At 50.4% G+C, this 15,203-nt stretch carries 21 protein-coding genes and 2 tRNA genes; 14 read left to right on the top strand and 9 right to left on the bottom strand.

Translation table 11 applies throughout. The annotated features are described in order from the left end of the window. Positions 1–6: 6 nt before the first annotated feature. From A7C91_RS05720 to dph2, 3 genes are all read right to left on the bottom strand, one after another. On the bottom strand, positions 7–984 hold the full coding sequence (locus A7C91_RS05720) for a hypothetical protein (protein ID WP_068665693.1): 978 nt from the start codon (positions 982–984) through the stop codon (positions 7–9). Positions 985–1,061: 77 nt separating this feature from the next. Further along, positions 1,062–1,673 carry an METTL5 family protein gene (locus A7C91_RS05715; protein ID WP_068665692.1) on the bottom strand — a complete coding sequence of 204 codons (612 nt, stop codon included), beginning with the start codon at positions 1,671–1,673 and terminating at the stop codon, positions 1,062–1,064. Further along, on the bottom strand, positions 1,670–2,704 hold the full coding sequence (dph2, locus tag A7C91_RS05710) for a diphthamide biosynthesis enzyme Dph2 (RefSeq protein WP_068665691.1): 1,035 nt from the start codon (positions 2,702–2,704) through the stop codon (positions 1,670–1,672). The genes A7C91_RS05715 and dph2 overlap by 4 nt, the downstream gene beginning before the upstream one ends. A gap of 118 nt (positions 2,705–2,822) precedes the next feature. Between dph2 and A7C91_RS05705 the strand changes: the two genes are divergently transcribed. The 7 genes from A7C91_RS05705 (at position 2,823) to A7C91_RS05680 (ending at position 5,418) form a co-directional block, all read left to right on the top strand. Continuing rightward, positions 2,823–3,152, top strand: coding sequence for a YbjQ family protein (locus A7C91_RS05705; RefSeq protein WP_068665690.1), 330 nt, complete (start codon positions 2,823–2,825; stop codon positions 3,150–3,152). 155 nt (positions 3,153–3,307) lie between these two features. Next, on the top strand, positions 3,308–3,457 hold the full coding sequence (locus A7C91_RS11785; RefSeq protein WP_234394313.1) for a hypothetical protein: 150 nt from the start codon (positions 3,308–3,310) through the stop codon (positions 3,455–3,457). Positions 3,458–3,601: 144 nt separating this feature from the next. Further along, complete coding sequence (locus A7C91_RS11780) at positions 3,602–3,781, top strand: hypothetical protein (protein ID WP_234394312.1); 180 nt, start codon at positions 3,602–3,604, stop codon at positions 3,779–3,781. Positions 3,782–3,842: 61 nt separating this feature from the next. Next, complete coding sequence (locus A7C91_RS05690; protein WP_068665687.1) at positions 3,843–4,199, top strand: PadR family transcriptional regulator; 357 nt, start codon at positions 3,843–3,845, stop codon at positions 4,197–4,199. Positions 4,200–4,353: 154 nt separating this feature from the next. Continuing rightward, positions 4,354–4,995 (top strand): DUF1648 domain-containing protein, encoded by a 642-nt coding sequence (locus A7C91_RS05685; protein WP_199919984.1) that lies wholly within the window; start codon positions 4,354–4,356, stop codon positions 4,993–4,995. 4 nt (positions 4,996–4,999) lie between these two features. Beyond that, positions 5,000–5,167, top strand: a complete 168-nt coding sequence (locus A7C91_RS11165) for a hypothetical protein (protein WP_199919983.1) — start codon at positions 5,000–5,002, stop codon at positions 5,165–5,167. Continuing rightward, positions 5,158–5,418: a hypothetical protein gene (locus tag A7C91_RS05680; RefSeq protein WP_068665682.1), complete on the top strand. Its 261-nt coding sequence runs from the start codon at positions 5,158–5,160 to the stop codon at positions 5,416–5,418. The genes A7C91_RS11165 and A7C91_RS05680 overlap by 10 nt, the downstream gene beginning before the upstream one ends. Before the next feature lie 41 nt (positions 5,419–5,459). Here the strand turns inward: A7C91_RS05680 and A7C91_RS11160 are convergent, their stop codons facing one another. Next, positions 5,460–5,654 carry a hypothetical protein gene (locus A7C91_RS11160; RefSeq protein WP_199919982.1) on the bottom strand — a complete coding sequence of 65 codons (195 nt, stop codon included), beginning with the start codon at positions 5,652–5,654 and terminating at the stop codon, positions 5,460–5,462. Positions 5,655–5,883: 229 nt separating this feature from the next. Between A7C91_RS11160 and A7C91_RS05675 the strand changes: the two genes are divergently transcribed. Further along, entirely contained in the window at positions 5,884–6,480 is a 597-nt protein-coding gene (locus A7C91_RS05675) for a class I SAM-dependent methyltransferase (protein ID WP_324609463.1), read from the top strand. 109 nt (positions 6,481–6,589) lie between these two features. On the opposite strand, the gene A7C91_RS05670 is transcribed toward A7C91_RS05675, so the two are convergent. After that, positions 6,590–6,967, bottom strand: a complete 378-nt coding sequence (locus A7C91_RS05670) for a multidrug transporter (RefSeq protein ID WP_068665681.1) — start codon at positions 6,965–6,967, stop codon at positions 6,590–6,592. Between the two features lie 292 nt (positions 6,968–7,259). Then, on the bottom strand, positions 7,260–8,054 hold the full coding sequence (locus tag A7C91_RS05665) for a nitrilase (RefSeq protein ID WP_068665680.1): 795 nt from the start codon (positions 8,052–8,054) through the stop codon (positions 7,260–7,262). A gap of 515 nt (positions 8,055–8,569) precedes the next feature. Between A7C91_RS05665 and A7C91_RS05655 the strand changes: the two genes are divergently transcribed. Both A7C91_RS05655 and A7C91_RS05650 read left to right on the top strand, forming a co-directional pair. Beyond that, positions 8,570–9,220 carry a metallophosphoesterase gene (locus A7C91_RS05655; protein ID WP_068665678.1) on the top strand — a complete coding sequence of 217 codons (651 nt, stop codon included), beginning with the start codon at positions 8,570–8,572 and terminating at the stop codon, positions 9,218–9,220. Positions 9,221–9,289: 69 nt separating this feature from the next. Beyond that, positions 9,290–9,631 carry a transcriptional regulator gene (locus tag A7C91_RS05650; RefSeq protein ID WP_068665677.1) on the top strand — a complete coding sequence of 114 codons (342 nt, stop codon included), beginning with the start codon at positions 9,290–9,292 and terminating at the stop codon, positions 9,629–9,631. Here A7C91_RS05650 and A7C91_RS05645 read toward each other — a convergent pair. Beyond that, on the bottom strand, positions 9,628–11,316 hold the full coding sequence (locus A7C91_RS05645) for a DUF4910 domain-containing protein (protein WP_068665675.1): 1,689 nt from the start codon (positions 11,314–11,316) through the stop codon (positions 9,628–9,630). The genes A7C91_RS05650 and A7C91_RS05645 overlap by 4 nt on opposite strands. 70 nt (positions 11,317–11,386) lie before the next feature. Continuing rightward, positions 11,387–12,445, bottom strand: a complete 1,059-nt coding sequence (locus A7C91_RS05640) for a glycosyltransferase (RefSeq protein ID WP_068667406.1) — start codon at positions 12,443–12,445, stop codon at positions 11,387–11,389. 79 nt (positions 12,446–12,524) lie between these two features. Here A7C91_RS05640 and A7C91_RS05635 point away from each other — a divergent pair. After that, positions 12,525–12,602, top strand: a tRNA-Pro gene (locus tag A7C91_RS05635). A gap of 542 nt (positions 12,603–13,144) precedes the next feature. Here the strand turns inward: A7C91_RS05635 and A7C91_RS05630 are convergent. After that, on the bottom strand, positions 13,145–13,399 hold the full coding sequence (locus tag A7C91_RS05630; RefSeq protein ID WP_068665674.1) for a hypothetical protein: 255 nt from the start codon (positions 13,397–13,399) through the stop codon (positions 13,145–13,147). A gap of 125 nt (positions 13,400–13,524) precedes the next feature. Between A7C91_RS05630 and A7C91_RS05625 the strand changes: the two genes are divergently transcribed. The 3 genes from A7C91_RS05625 (at position 13,525) to A7C91_RS05615 (ending at position 14,960) form a co-directional block, all read left to right on the top strand. Beyond that, positions 13,525–13,600 (top strand) — tRNA-Gln (locus tag A7C91_RS05625). A 547-nt stretch (positions 13,601–14,147) separates the two neighbouring features. Next, on the top strand, positions 14,148–14,381 hold the full coding sequence (locus A7C91_RS11775; RefSeq protein ID WP_234394311.1) for a hypothetical protein: 234 nt from the start codon (positions 14,148–14,150) through the stop codon (positions 14,379–14,381). 171 nt (positions 14,382–14,552) lie between these two features. Further along, complete coding sequence (locus A7C91_RS05615; RefSeq protein ID WP_324609462.1) at positions 14,553–14,960, top strand: DUF1102 domain-containing protein; 408 nt, start codon at positions 14,553–14,555, stop codon at positions 14,958–14,960. Positions 14,961–15,203 lie beyond the last annotated feature (243 nt).

The raw sequence follows: 15,203 nt of genomic DNA, 5'->3' as shown, positions 1-15,203 counted from the left end.
CAAGCACTATGGCCCGCGCGGTGACCCAGGCAGTTTATCGAACGTCCCACCAAGCACGTCGGGAGGCTGCATTTCACCGTCGACTCCAAGCAACAGAGAAGAGTCCCCCACAACCAGAGCGAGAATCATTGCTTCATCAATGAGACCCGCGTTCAGGAACTTCTTAACAACATTCCTGGCTTCCTCCGGCCTCGAACGGTAGTAACTGTAAAGTGCGCCCTCCAAAAGCCCCAGAATTTCACCGGCCCTCGCGCGCAGGACTAAGTTATCGGCGGTCTTTGTAAGCTCTTTGAGAACCGGAAGAATTTCCCGAAGAACTCCCTCCATAGGAATAGTACTCGGGAGCTTTAGTATGTCTGCCAATGCATCTAGGGCAACTTCTACGAGGAGAGGATTCCCACTCCTTATGAGCTCCGCCGTCCCCCTGAGGATAAGGCCCCAGTTTTCACTTGACGGTTGCCCCATGTTGAGAAGCAGCCTCAAAGCCAGTGCCTTTCCGTGGAGGTTAGGCGAGTTGAGGAGAGACGCCATGCGGGAGAGCACTCCATCGGGGGGAGAGGGCACGGATATCTTCGCCGCAAGCTCCACCGCCTCGAGCCATGCCAGGCCTTCGCCCCTGGAAACCAGTGAAGCGAGTGCATCCACGAGGTCCACCAGCTGTTTTTCCCGCAGGGGAGTTTCCCCAACCAGACGTTTTAAAACCCTAAGGGCCCTCATGTTAAGTCGCTCATCTCCTTCATGGAGGGCCTCCACTATTGCATCGAAACCGCTCTTCAATATTAGAGACTTCGTCTTTCTGTCGGTCCCATTAAGAACCTCCTCGAGCGCGGCAAGGGCCCTCATCTTTATGGTTCTATCTTCCTCCCTAGCAAGGTCAATAAGTGCTAGAAGTGCCTCCTCACTACCCCGAGACAGTTCAACCGCATCCATCATCTGCCAAGAAAGTATCAGCTCCATTATTTTATCGGTAGAGACACCACCCATTACAGTCACCACCATCGATTATAGCAACTACTATTGGTTGGGGGTTATCCAATATATTCTTTTCGCCAGTCGGTATTTTAAGTCCTCTCGAACCTGTAAATATCGACCAGAATCCTCTCCAGTCTCTTTCGATGGAAGAAGAATTGGGCGGGAATCTCAAAAGGAATAGTTATCCTATGAGTTATTGAAAAACCAGCATCTCTAACGAACGTTTCAATGAACCTTCTCACCTCAGGCTTCGCGAGGTGAATGGAATAGACAACGTCACTTATCCCAAAGGCCCTCATAAGAAAGGGTCTGTCGGCATGCTTCACCTGGCTGCCAAAGGGAGGGTTCATTACCACAGTATCAACACGGAGGGCAAAATCCGAGACGTCAAAGTTCACGAACTCAACACAGTTCTCAAGGCTGAGAGATTCGACGTTCTCCCTGGCGATTCTTAAAGCCTTCCCGTCGATTTCAACGGCGTAGACTCTTTCAGCCCCCATCAGGCATGCGCCGGCACTCAGAACTCCAGTCCCGGCACCCAAATCCGCGATGACTTTACCTTCAATGTCTCCAATGGAGTGAGCCAGCCAGAGCAATTCTGCCGCAACGTCTCCTGGGGTTCTGTACTGCTCCAATTCGGGTTTCGGCTGTGGAAAGCCTTTCAACCTTGAAAGGATCATCGCAAGGTGCTTTTTCCTCAACCTCTCACCCCGTGGAGGGCTATGCCAAAAGGTTCGTTCTTATCCCGCTTCCCCCCGAAGATTTCATCGAACTCGTAGTCCTCGCGCAGGCCAAGGAGGAGTTCCACCTCAGGTGGAGTTAGAACCGGCTTTCTCCAGTTCTCGACGTCGTCTATGGGCACCCTTGGACAGGCCACTACCACATAGGCATCGAAGTCAAAGCCTTCGAGAGCGGGATAGCTTATGTGGTTCATGGCTATGAGCCTCGCGTACTTCCCGTGCTCGCGGAGGAGCTTAATTATTCTCCTCGCCTCCCCCAGACGAAGCTGCCCCTTCTTGGTGCTTACAACGACACCGAACTTTTCCACATCGTAAGCCTTCGCTATCTGGGCCCAGCGCTTTCGTATTATCCATTCGGCCTCTTCATTCATCCATATCGCATCCCTACTGTAGGGGTTTACCGCTAGGGTGGGCTTCCTGACTGCCAGGGCAACTCCAACCGGGTGGAAGTATCCAGCACCAATGAAAAGCACCCCATCGGCGTCAACTTTGGCGGCGGTGAAGTTGCAACCGATAACCTGGCCGCGCCAGCTTACCCTTCCGTCGCCATCACCTACGAGGACTTCAAAGCCACCATTTTCAAGGAACTCCCTGGCCCTTTCCAGCTGGTGTATGTGCTGGGCGGTTGTAACGAGCGCTATCTTCCTCCCGAGCTTTTTAATCTCGTCCAGATTCTTCTCCAGCGCAGGAAGAACGTCAACTTTGGCAAAGGCTGGAACAAAGAGGGTGGGAACCTCAAGGTTGAGCTTCATGTAGCTGTGGCCGAGATGAATGAGCGCGTCGCAACCGAGGGCCTTCGCCTCCCTATCAGCAGGGTCACAGGCACCATAGTTGATGTCGCCGCTTATTATTGCCTCTATCCCGTTCTCTTCAAGAAAGTCGGCCAGAAACTGAGCCTCGTGCTTGAGGCCCTCGGGAGTCTGGATAAGAACGCGCTTAGCTTTAAGCTCTCCAAGTACTTTCAATATCTCTCGCTCATCTATCTCGTGCATCCTCTCACCAATGAGCCTTCATAATGAGGCCTTAAAATTCTTCCCCAAAAAAGGGGGAAATATTTTTATATTTTCACACCCAATATACCTCGAAGTCCGATGTATTGGGGGTGACGTTATGGAGGACATCATAGTAGTTACGACCGAAAGCGTGCCCGGATACAGAATAGTTGAGATCAGGGGAATAGCTAGGGGAGGAATAGTTAAGGCCACCCACCTGGGCAGGGACATAATGGCCGTTTTTAGAAACATAAAAGGTGGCGAAGTGAAAGAGTACACCCAGATGATAGCCGAGGCCAGGGAGGAGGCCCTGAAAAGGATGGTACTCCACGCCAAGGAGCTCGGAGCCAACGCCGTTGTAAACGTCCGCTTCGCAACTGCGAACGTCGGTTCTAGTGTTGCTGAGGTTTACGCCTACGGTACTGCGGTGGTCATGGAAAAGGAGTGATTGCCATGTACCTCCTCCCGTTCCCGATACTGGGAGGTTTGCTCGCTTGGACCACGATATAATTCTTAGGCTTCAAAAGGACAAAGTGGTCAGAGTTCGTATTCGGGCTGGCGATATTCTTCATTGCGATAATCGTCCAGAACTCAATCCAGCAGTTGCCTCTACTGGCGCTGGGAATACGCTCGAACGCAGATGTCATAGCCAAGGGGGCGGCCTTTACCATAGCGGCCTCGCTGTGGCTGGGCCTTGTTGCTGGCCTCATCCAGAGGGCACCAAATACATTCTCGTTAAAGGGAAAGACCTGAGGACTGCTCTCTTCGTGGGGCTTGATTCGGCGTCACCGAGGCTTTCTTTGTGGGAATAATCGCCGCCGTTGCCGCGATAGCGAGACCCCACTGGATGTTCCAGTCAGCACAGCCCTCCTCTCGTAGATCGAGCGCTACTTCGCCGTGTTCTTCCATGTAGGGACAACGGTCTTCCTCGCCTACGCATACAGGGAAGGCTTCGGAAAGAAAGGGTTGATTGCAATCGTCGGTCTGCATACGATCGTTGACTCAATGGCAGCCTACTACCAGCTAACAGGGAGCGAGACATTTATGTACGCCACGAGGTTATCTTTGCCGGAATAGCGCTCGCGCTCAGGGTGAAGGTCGAGAAGCCTGAGGAAGAAAAAGTAATATGGTGAAGTGATTGCTTGGTAACAAAAAGGAAAGGGCACTCAAAAAGCTTCTCAAGGACTTACGCTCCGGTCTTTACTCCTATTTAGTCCTTTCTCTCTTAGAAAAGAGAGAAGAGATGCACGGATATGCGATAAGGAAAGAGCTTGAGAAGCTGAGCAGTGGAAGGCTTGTTCCGAGCGAGGGAACTCTCTACGACCTCCTCAAGAGCCTGAAGAAGTACGGACTCGTTGAGGACTTCTGGGCCGAGGTCGGCGGAAGGCCGAGGAAGTATTACAGAATTACGGATCTTGGAAGGGAAGTTCTAACCGAGCTGAGGGGTGAAATAAATGAGATAGTTCGAATAATAGAAAGGAGGGAGCAGTGGTGACGAACCCCGACATCCCACTCGAGGCCTTTACAACGGCGATGGTTTTAATTGCAGGCCTTTCGACCTTTGCTTTCGAAACAATATTAACAGCAACATCGGGTTAAGGGTGGGCAATACATACCTTTCGGAAGAGGCCTGGAAGAAGGGAAACACCATGGCTGAAATCGGAATGCTCCTTCTCTCGCTCGTCCTTGCGGCTATGATACTCTTCAACGTCAGAAGGGACATTTTCACAATCACCCTTCTGATTGGAACCTTCGCCGTGATTTGGGCGGGCACTTATGTGGCGAAGAGAAATTACGAGATTGAAGATTTGAGCCAAGAAGCTCTGGAGAAGCCAGAGCGGGAAAGGCAAATACCCGAGTTCAACGTGAGGCCGTACCTCACCATCCATCTCGCGGTTCTGGTCATATACTTCATCCTCACCGCTTTTCTCTGGGAGAGAATTCCGGACACAGTTGCAATACACTTCAACCTGAACGGTCAGCCAGACGGCTTTGCGGACAAGGTCACTGGAATTCTCGCCATACCTCTGTTAGTGTGGGGATTCTTCTTTACAATGACGTACTTTGCCAAGAGCCCGCTCTTCACCAGCAGAGGATTCTTTATTCTGCCCAATAGGTCTAAGCGCTTCGCCGAGTTCATGACGGTACTGAACATGACCACAACACCCGTGTATACTATCGCGCTGCTCTACAACGTGGTCCTGATTCCTGGGATATACGTCAGCTACGCCGCTTTCCCGGTGCTGGCGGGGATGCTCTTTGAAATTTGCAGGCTTCTCTCGGCGAAGTGATGCAATGGAGCCCTATCCGCTCCTTAGATTCCTCTACAGTCTCTTCCTAGGCGGCCTGCTCACATATCACTACAGAAACGAACCAAACTATGTAATATGCTTCCGCATCGGCTACACCTTCCTCTGGCGGGAAGCCGGGGGAAAGGCCAACGCCTTCGGCGGGTGGCCCTAACCCTTTTTGGGGTCGCGATAATAGTCATAAGCCCTTTCCTAAGCACTACCTGGCCGATAGTCGTTTTTCTCCTTGGAATCGCGGTAATCTCGGGGGTTGCCTACTTGCTCGCGAAGGAAGCCTACGAGAAGGAGGAACTCAGTGAAAAAGCCCTAGAAAAGCCTAAAAAGATTATAGAACTGCCCGATATAAGAACAGTACCTTTACGCCCAGACAATCATGATAACAGCTTATCACCCCCTTCTTGGTAAAGCTCCCTGGGAACTGCTTCTGATAATGTTATTCATGCTCTTCATGACGTCTTCTCAGGAAAACCGCTCATCCTCCAGATTTCACCGAATTTCACAGATAAGCTGGCAAAGGCCAGTGCTGAGTTCATGACATTTCTGACGTTCCTCTGCGTTATGTCTGGAGTGCTAACCTTTTTTGAAGCCGGAACAGAGGTTGGGGTTCTCTTTGCCCTGATATTAATCCCCCTTATGTTCATTGAAATGTTCCGCTCCCTGCTGAGAGCTGAGGAGGAAGGGTATGAGTAGTCAGCTCTCAAAGGCTTTAACTCTTCAGGCTTTCAACGGATTTAAATAACTTCATGTATTATTGGCTGTGGTGATATCATGTTCCTCGAGGAGCTCTACCGCTACCTTCGTTGGAGAACGTAGCCCGATGACGAAAGAGCCGTGGAGAGGTTCTAGGGGATAGCAAAGGTCTTTGAATTCATGGAGGAACTCCTGCCGGAAGAGCCTAGAGTGCTCGACTTCTGCGCCGGTACGGGAATTGCCGGAGCGGCCACTGCCAAAGCCACTAATGCTCCCCTGCTGACGGTTCTGGACGCAAGGAATGAGGACCTTAAGAAGGCCAGGAAGTGGCTCGAGATAGCGGGGATAAGTCTAGAGCTTAAGCTCATCACTGGATATGTGAGGGAAGTTTCAAAGCTCGTAGGAGAGCACGGCCTGGCCTTACTCTGGGGACTCACAATGCCACACTTCGACCCCTTCGATGCCGTAAGAATATTCGCAAACGTTACCCTGAGCCTGAACGAAGATGGAATTTTCGTCATAAAAGAAACGGACAGGGTTTACGGAATCCTATACAATATAGGTTACAAAGACTTCCTCGTCGAATCTAAAACGGAGGACCACACCATAGTCTCAGTTCACGAAGGCTACAACCTCAAGAGGGGCACTTCAGGAGGACATACTACAAGCTACCGGGCTTCGAGAAGATTACCGAAGATGGGTACAGGCTCTGGGACGTTGCGTCGCAGCTGGCCATCGGGAGCGTTTTCTTCAGGGAATGGAAGCTCATCACAATAAACGAACATGGGATCAACGGTGTTTCCCACCTGCTCTACTTCAGAAGGCCGAGGAGGAATATCGCCAGGGAAGTATTCAGCGCTTTTTGACTTGATTTATCCTAAATGCCTCAGTGCTCCGCTTTAAATTCTATCTCCACTATCTGACTTGTATTTCCGTTCTTTATGACGAGGTAACAATCCTCCCCAGGAGCCTGGAAGTCAAGCTCTACTGCAGTTACATTCTCCCACATCATCACAGCACTCGAAGGATCAAACTCCCCAAAATAGCCAGAATCCGAGATAATCACGTAAGCCGAAAATGGATGTTCTGCCCTGATGTACCCAGTGACGGAGGTGTTGGCTGGAATGAATTCGGCCTGGATGTGATTGGGACAAACATAGCTTTTCTCATAAACGTAGTTGGCCGGCAGGAGTGCCGCCTGTGCAACAAAACCAACCACCACTGCAATCACAAGCAACACTTCAGGGAGGATTAGTCTCCTCATTTTCAGCACCAGCTTTCATTTAAGGCCTTATTTTTTAAAACTCTTTCGAAAAATAGCACAATCGCCAAAAAGCTGTGCAATCCACAGTCTTTTATGCTGTTTCTCCAAGTTCTTCTATGCCCATTGTGAATTACAAAAAGAACAACGGCTTTAATGAAAAATCCGTCAAGACCAATTGCTTACTCCCTAGGATACTATCGTTACAAGTGTCATTACTACAACATCTGCCAGAGGCCTGCATCACCCGACCGACAAAGCAAGGTAAAACAAATGAAAGCTGAAAGACATCGGCTCATACAAAATAAAACTCGGGCCGCCTGTCCTTGAATATGTCGTTGAGCTCATTGAGCCTCTTGTCCCTGGTGAGGTTCAGGTCAATCTCGACGACACCAATCTCTTCCCTATCCCCACTTCCTACCGCCAAAACTTCGGCCTTCGGTGAGGCTATTGTGCTCTTGCCTATGAACCTAAGGCCCCGCTCCTCGCCTATGCGATTAGCGGTTATAGTGTAAACGCGATTCTCCAAGGCCCTGATTGGCATGGCCCTCGGCGCATAAGGCATAACGAGGTTGCTCGGGTGGGCTATTATCTCCGCTCCCTTCAGAGCGAGCGTTCTTGCCGATTCTGGGAAGAACCAGTCAAAGCATATCATAACTCCGACCTTTACGATGCCGATATTGAAAACGTGGAAGCCGAGGTTTCCGGACTCGAAGAAGAGCTTCTCGCGGTAGAAGAGGTGAACCTTGTGGTACTTCCCGATATAGCCCCAGCCTATCGGGCCAACTATTACTGCGGAATTGTAGAGCCTTCCTTTCTCATCTTTCTCTGCAGTTCCCGCGACGATGAAGACCTCAAGATCCCTGGAAAGCTCAACAAGAAACTCAGTGGTTTCTCCGTCCGGAATCTGGCCGGCGACGCTCTCCACCTCGTCCCTGCTCTCAAAGTTGTAGCCGGTGTCGAAGAGCTCAGGGAGGACCACCAGCTTCGCCCCTTCCTTGGCGGCCTCTTTTATAAGCCTCTCCGCTTTGGAGTAGTTTTTCTCAGGTTCCAAAAGCTTCGGCTCCATCTGGACATAGGCGACCCTCATACCACCACCGTGGGATTTTATCCGGAGAAGTAGATAAGGTTAATGGAGAAGTGTTTCAAACTTGAAAACAGTCATATTTAATCTACTCCATCTTACAAGATCAATATAGACAATTGCTATATAGTTGACAACGCATTCAGCCTAAAGACCAATAACAGGCTACAGATAAAATATAAAAGCCCCACACATTCTGGAAAAATTGGAAAACAAGAACCCATCCTCTATCGGCTTTTCGGGCAGGTTAGAGCGTTGGTGCATCTTTTCGACCGTCCAAAGGGAGCTAACCTTTCCCCACGGAAAAGCTTAAAAAGGAGCCGCTGGAGCTAAGGGTGGAGTTAAAGCTCAGGGGTGATGCTCATGAAGAGGAGACCCAGGAAGTGGAAGAAGAAAGGAAGGATGAGGTGGAAGTGGATTAAGAAGAGGATCAGGCGCCTCAAGAGGCAGAGGAGAAAGGAACGCGGACTCATCTGATAACCCTCCTCTCCTTTTCTATCGATTTGCTTTTTGGTGGTGCTATGGACTTTTTCGATGCCTTCGAGAGGCTTTCACTCGAGCTTAAAACCTCAATGGGGAAGACCCTCCTCCTGGCCGATGCACACATGGGGTTTGAGCTTTCCCGCGGGTTGAGAATAAGGACTCACTTCGAAGAGAGGCTCGCCGAGTTCATAAAGGAGAGAGACCCTGACCTGCTGATACTCCTGGGAGATGTCAAAGAGCCCATTGGACTTAGTTTCACGATGAAGCGCCTGTTGATTGGGTTCTTTTCCGAGCTGAGAGAGGTTCCAACTGTAATAACCAAAGGCAATCACGACGGGCGCATAGAAGAAGTTGCCAGGAAGTTTCCAAACATCAATGTCGTTGACCACCTCGTCATTGACGGCCTCCTTTTACTCCACGGGCACACAAACCTGCCAGAGGTGGAGTTCGTTGAGGCCTACCTCGGCCACATACATCCCGCTTGTGGCATCAAGGGGGGTAGAGTCCTCAGAAAAACCAAATGTTTCTTGAGGGTGGAGAAGTTCCTAATCCTGCCCTCTGTAAATCCATACCTAGAGGGCTTTGACGCGAGGGAAGGTATTAAGATAGTCCCCTTCTTGAGAAATGCAAAGAAGGGAAAGGCTTTTTTACCCGACGGACTCTACATAGGCGAAGTTTCCTTCCAGTAGGACAAACTTTATTAATGAGTATGAAAACAACTTTTCATAGGTAAGATGAGAGTACATCAGGTGGGGGAGATGAGCGACGTCTATGAGAAGCTCGAGGCACTGCTGCGCTCAATGGGTATCAAGAAGACGGAACTGAGAATATACCGCCTCCTGCTTGAGAAAAGGGAGCCAATGAGAATAACTGAAATACAGAGGGAGCTCGGAATAAGCGAACGCTCGGTCAGGGAGCACGTCCTGAAGCTGTATAGAAGAGGAATTCTAAAAAGGAGGCTCATCGAGCAGGGATGGCTCGGCTACGTCTACACCGCGGTCTCACCGAGTGAAGTCCTCGGAAACATTAAGGAAAACCTTGTAAAGAGGATAAACGAGCTGGAGAAAGAATTAAATGGCTCTTCTAGCCGGGGGGGTTAGAGGAGCCCCACAATTCCTGTTTTTTTCAGGATCTCCACGAGCCTCTCGAGCTTCTCCACATCCACCTTGCCAAACTCCTCCTCAAGGGCTTTAAAGGCTTCGTCCTTCGGTAGAAGCTCACCCAGCATTAAGAGCTCGTGAAGGTGGGCGAGAACTTTTCTATCCTCCGTCAGCACTTTAAACTCCTCATAGGCCTTCTCGTCAATTTCACGGATGAAAGTCGCCGAAATGATACCTTTCCTAACCCACTTAAGCCATGGCCTTCTCTCAAAGTGGTGGCCGCTCTGGATTTCGAGGAAGCGCGAGTCCCTCGCGAGGCCCATCATGACGAGCCTCTCAACCGTTTCGGTGTCCCTCTCTCGCCCGAGTTCACCCAGATACTTCATGGCGTAGCCCCTGGCGAAGCGCTGGAGTTCGTCCTTTTCTGCCTTTGCCAGTGCCAGGGCAGTCGCCAGAACAGCCTTACCAATCAGCTCGATGGTTGCCTTGCTCACCTTATCGATGGTATCCTCACTGGAGTGATAGAAGCGGTCAGGCCACGTTATGGACATTACCGAGGGAATACCAAAGAAGTTGAAGACGTCGTGGTCGCTGCCCATCTCGTAGGGATAAGACTTAAGCTTGAGCCTCGGCATCGGGCTTCCCGAAAAGCTTTTTCCGGCTCCGTTTGCCTTTTCGAGGAAATATTCAATAACCCCTGAGACCACCGAGAACCTTGACACAGGAGTTCTAACGAGCATCACCGTCGAACCGGCCCTGTCCTCGCTCCCGGCGACCATGTCGAGGTTTATAACAGCATAGTACTTGTCGAGCTCGGCGTACTTCTCGATGAAGGCCTGGGTTCCGTAGTACTCGGGTATCCAAAGGAAGGCAAAACCAAAGCGGAAGGAGTTGTTGTAGAGGCCGTTCAGAACCCTCGCGAGCTCTATGAGCATCGCGCTTCCGCTGGCGTTGTCGTTGGCCCCGGGCTTGGGGTGGCAGATATGGGCTGTGAAGAGTATGAAAGGAGGCTTTCCTATCTCGGCGTAGAGGATTGGGAGAACCTGACGCTCGTTTATCTGGGTCTCGACCTCTATTTTCGCTTTAACAGTCTCCCCCGAGTTCAGCTTGCCTATGACCGCCTTCGAGAGGCTCTCTGGAACTGCAACGGCTGGAATCCTTGCCCATTCAAGTTCATCCTTAGTGAGGAAAAGGCCGATGTAGGGAATTGCGTCCCCCGTTCCTTCCCTGTAGGCGATGAACGCCTTTGCCTTTACCTCGTTGGCCCTTCTATAGGCGTCCCTCCAGTTCCTCCCAACCATGACTACTCTCCCTTCAGCCTTCTCCCAGTCCTCGTCCTTGGCTATGTGGACGACTTCACCTTCAGCTTTCCCGCTCGGGGAGTGGGCCATCACCACCAGCGGGCTCATCGAAGTCGTGAGAACCTTTCCACGGAGCTCGACCTTTCCATGTACTAAATCCCACGCTATAGGAGACTTCAACGTCAGATAGCGGGTCTTCCCATCGTAGAACTCCTCGAAGAGCTGAGAGTTAATCCCCCAGATTCTGAGCTCCTCCCCGATAAACTTAACTGCCTCAGGGAGCTCCTTCGAGCCCTGTATCCTGTGGAACTGACTTATCTCGGCTATGTAGTGGAGAACGTTGGCCGAATCAAAAACCTCTGCCTCCTTCAAAAAGCGCATCATGTCTATCCCCAGAGGAAATAACCCTCTGGATATTTAAGGTTGGTCTCCGGCAGGGAAATGAAAAAGCCAACTAACCCCAGGTGACGTGCCTGTTCACGAGGAAGCGGACTATGAACGAGACGGCGATGCCGACCAGGTTGGCAAGGAGGTAGTTCATTCCAAAGAAGATGAGGGTAGCGTAGATGATCCACTGAACGATTGCACCAGTTAGAGCAGCAAGATGGAAGCTCAGGAGGCGCTGATAAAGGGGCCTGCTTTTCAGGTCTCTGAAAGTCCAGAGGTCGTTCCAAGTAAAGTTGTTGAGTATTGCCAGCTCCATGGCAGGAATGTTAGCGAGTATCTTGTCCCAGCCGAGCTTTTCGACGAAGAACCAGAGAAAGCCCTGGTTAACGAGTACCCCTGAGAGGCCAACGAGCGTGAACTTCACCAGCCTGTCAAGCTCGCCCTCCCACTTCATGAGCCTGTAAACGTGCTTGAGGTAATTGAGTATCGTCTTTCCACCGAGCTTGCTCTCGCCGGCGTGTCTGAGGCCAAAGATAAATGGAACCTCTTCGACGCGCTGGTATCTGCCCTTGATAAGTATCTCCATAAGTATCTTGAAGCCAATGGGATTAAGCTGGGCGTTTTCGACGACTTCCTTTCTGAGGGCGAAGAAGCCGCTCACGGGATCCTTAACGTCCCTTATTTTCGGCAGGGCAATACGGCCGATCATTATAGCCCCCTTGGAGATCAGCTTCCTGTACCAGTACCAGTTCCTGACGCCCCCTCCCCTAACGTAGCGGGAGGCTATGGCTATGTCCGCGCCGTTCTCGATTGCCTCCAGCAGCAGGGGAATCACCTCCGGCGGGTGCTGCAGGTCGGCGTCCATTACGACGAAGACGTCGGCGCTCGCCTCCTTGAAGCCGCGGATGACAGCTGAGGAGAGACCCTTCTCCTTCGTCCGGCGGATAACCTTAACTGAATACTTTTCGGCGAGCTTCTGGGCGAATTCCCAGGTTTTGTCAGGGGAATCGTCGTCAACAACGATGATTTCATAATCGTAATAAGCAATGGCCTTGCTTATTCTCTCGAAGAGCTCCTCAAGGTTGTCGCGCTCGTTGTACGTTGGTACTATCACCGAGACCTTCATGTTCTCCACTCCTCCACCATGTACACTAGACTACTCCGTAAACTTTATAAGTCCTGCGAGTCCCCTTATCAGCGGGCATGGGGCCGTGGGGTAGCTTGGCCTATCCTTCCGGCTTCGGGAGCCGGGGACCCGAGTTCAAATCTCGGCGGCCCCACCATAACAACCCTCTGCTTGCGCAAAGCGTTGACGGAAAGGTGCGTGCAATTCTGAAGTGCTCGCATTCCAAGTGGTTTATTCTCCAATTATCAATTGCAATGGTTTCACTCTCCTCAAGGCGTCCAACGGACGCCAGGAAAACATGAACCCAGGTAACAGACTGTTTTCGAAGATAAACCACACTAAAAGCACAATTCAAAAGTGCACGCTTTCATTTCTACCGTTCAATGAAAAGGATTCTTTTGATCAACCTTTGCAAGGCAAAGGTTGCTTCGCCTTCGCGAAGTTTGATTAAGGTTCGCATGTCAATTCTAAAATGGCTGGTTCTTAAATGGGTTTACTCCCTCAATTGCCAGTTTTACAGTGTTTCACTGCGAATATAACGTCCGAAAGGCGTTAAGAGGAAAGTGAAACCATTTGGATTGCTTGTTTTTTGAGTCAAACCCACTTTGAACTTACAATCTTGAAAGACATGCAAACTCAATAGCCTATTTAGATGGAAGTTCGCTCTTTGATCAACCTTTTCACTAGAAAAGTTTGGCGCTACTTTTCCTCGTTCCAGTCTTTAATGACGTGGGTCTGTCTCATCTTGTCAGCAAAATTCCAGAACTTCGGGACGACCATCAATGCAATGCCTATTGCGAGCACTATCACCGCGATAACTGCGGCCGCAATGCCGCTGCTGAAGGCCCAGAAAGTCATCACAAAGGGCGCGAGCATGATTCCGAGTATAGCGGCGCCAAAAACCAACACCAAAATTCGGTAGCCGTACCTTTCCATGAAGAGGGCAAAGTCCATTGCTCTCACTAGTTACCATTGAAGTAGAGAAAAATATAAATTTTGCATAAGCCCCACTAGGAGTATGAAATTCCAGGGAAGAGGATAAAATTTATAAATCAATACCTGAACCTATCAACGGGCACAGCCCCGTGGTGTAGCGGCCAAGCATGCGGGACTCTGGATCCCGCGACCGGGGTTCGAATCCCCGCGGGGCTACCATCTAACTGGGCTCCAGACCTCGAACCCCATCCTTTTATCATCTTCCGTGTTCTAATCTCGAACCTCATGTTATACCTCACAATGTATCACGTCATGAAGGGGCTTTATCATGAATGCTATCCGACTTTTGGAAGTTGAACAAGTCAAGGGGGTGAGGACGTGAACACTGTAATAAACCTTAAGGGAGAGATTGCAAACCTCCTGAGGGACGAGATTCCTGAATGAGAGAGGAATATGCTGCACGAGGCAGAAAGTTGAAAGAACGCTCGGGAATATGATAGACCAAAAAAGGTAGAGGCATTTTACACCAACGGAAACAAGCGGAATCATTATCGCCTACGGTGATACTATGGGTACTGCAACGATGATACTGAGGAACGACAGGAGGATGCTCCTGATAGAGTTCCTACAGAGATGTGAGGGCAAGGCCGAACTCAGGGAGCTCGTTGAGTAAATAGCCAAGAAAAGGGGACACCAATCGGAAGAATAAAAAAGCGTCTACGTCAGCCTGATGCAAACCTATATCCCCAAGCTTGAAAGGGAAGGTGTGGTCACTTTCAACCATGGTGTTGTCATACTTCTGAGGATTCCAGAGGACGTGACCCTCTACATGGAAGTCGTTAAAAAGGACGACATAAGCTGGAGCACCTTTTATATGGGCACCTCAATAATATTCACGATACTGGGCTGGTATCTGGGAAGCATTCCCCTGCTTTTTGCAGCACTGGTGTACCTTGGTATAAGCATCGTGCACCACAGGAAGATGAAAAAGCTGTTTTAATTATTATGGGTGAAGAACACTTTCCTGTCCCAAAGGCTGCTCTTTTGGGCGGTAACGTGGGATTACCATGCAGTAACTCGGAATTTACTATATACATGAAGGCCCCAATAATAGAATAAGTGCTCAGTCTATATCTCGGAGCACGACCTTTGAACATCTAGAGGAAAAGCCATGAAGAAAATTTTGGCCCTTGGTATGCTGGGGCTTATGATCGCGGCGGCCTTTGCTTTAGGCACGAGCGCGACCTTCGGAGACTTTGAGGCCACTAGGAGCGCACATATCGCAGTAGTAGCCGACGATGAAGAGCTCATCGACCTGACCCCTGTCCAGCCCTACGCATACATCACAAACGGGGGACAACTCGTGATTGATCTCAGCAGCCACAACGGAAACGGGAATAGTAACCCTGGTGAGGGTGTAAGCCCGAACAGCACCTACGTCTTCGAGGAAGTCTTTGGGATCAGCAACGACCTCTGGGAGGGTACCTCCATATGCACGCGCATAACCTACAGCGGCAGTGGTGGAATTCTCTTCTTTGAGGGAGACTACGTCAGGCAGGTGCAACCACCCTTGACGTGACCATCATGCCGGGCGAGGTTGTCAAGATCGGAATGATCATCGACAGCACCGGCATGTAGATGGCGACACTATTGATGGCCAGATACAGCTCTACGAAGAGGCTGGAGTCTGCAGTGGATACATGTCGTGAATGTAAGGTTTCTTTCTGGAGCCTTTGCTCCTTTTAAAACATTTTTTTAGGGGGAAGAAAGAGTGAGAACGAGTACAAAGATTTTCGTCGGTATTGGAATATCATTCTATTGC

It is taken from the genome of Thermococcus piezophilus (assembly GCF_001647085.1).
Lineage (GTDB): Archaea > Methanobacteriota_B > Thermococci > Thermococcales > Thermococcaceae > Thermococcus > Thermococcus piezophilus.
This window is presented reverse-complemented; position numbering and strand designations above follow the sequence as displayed.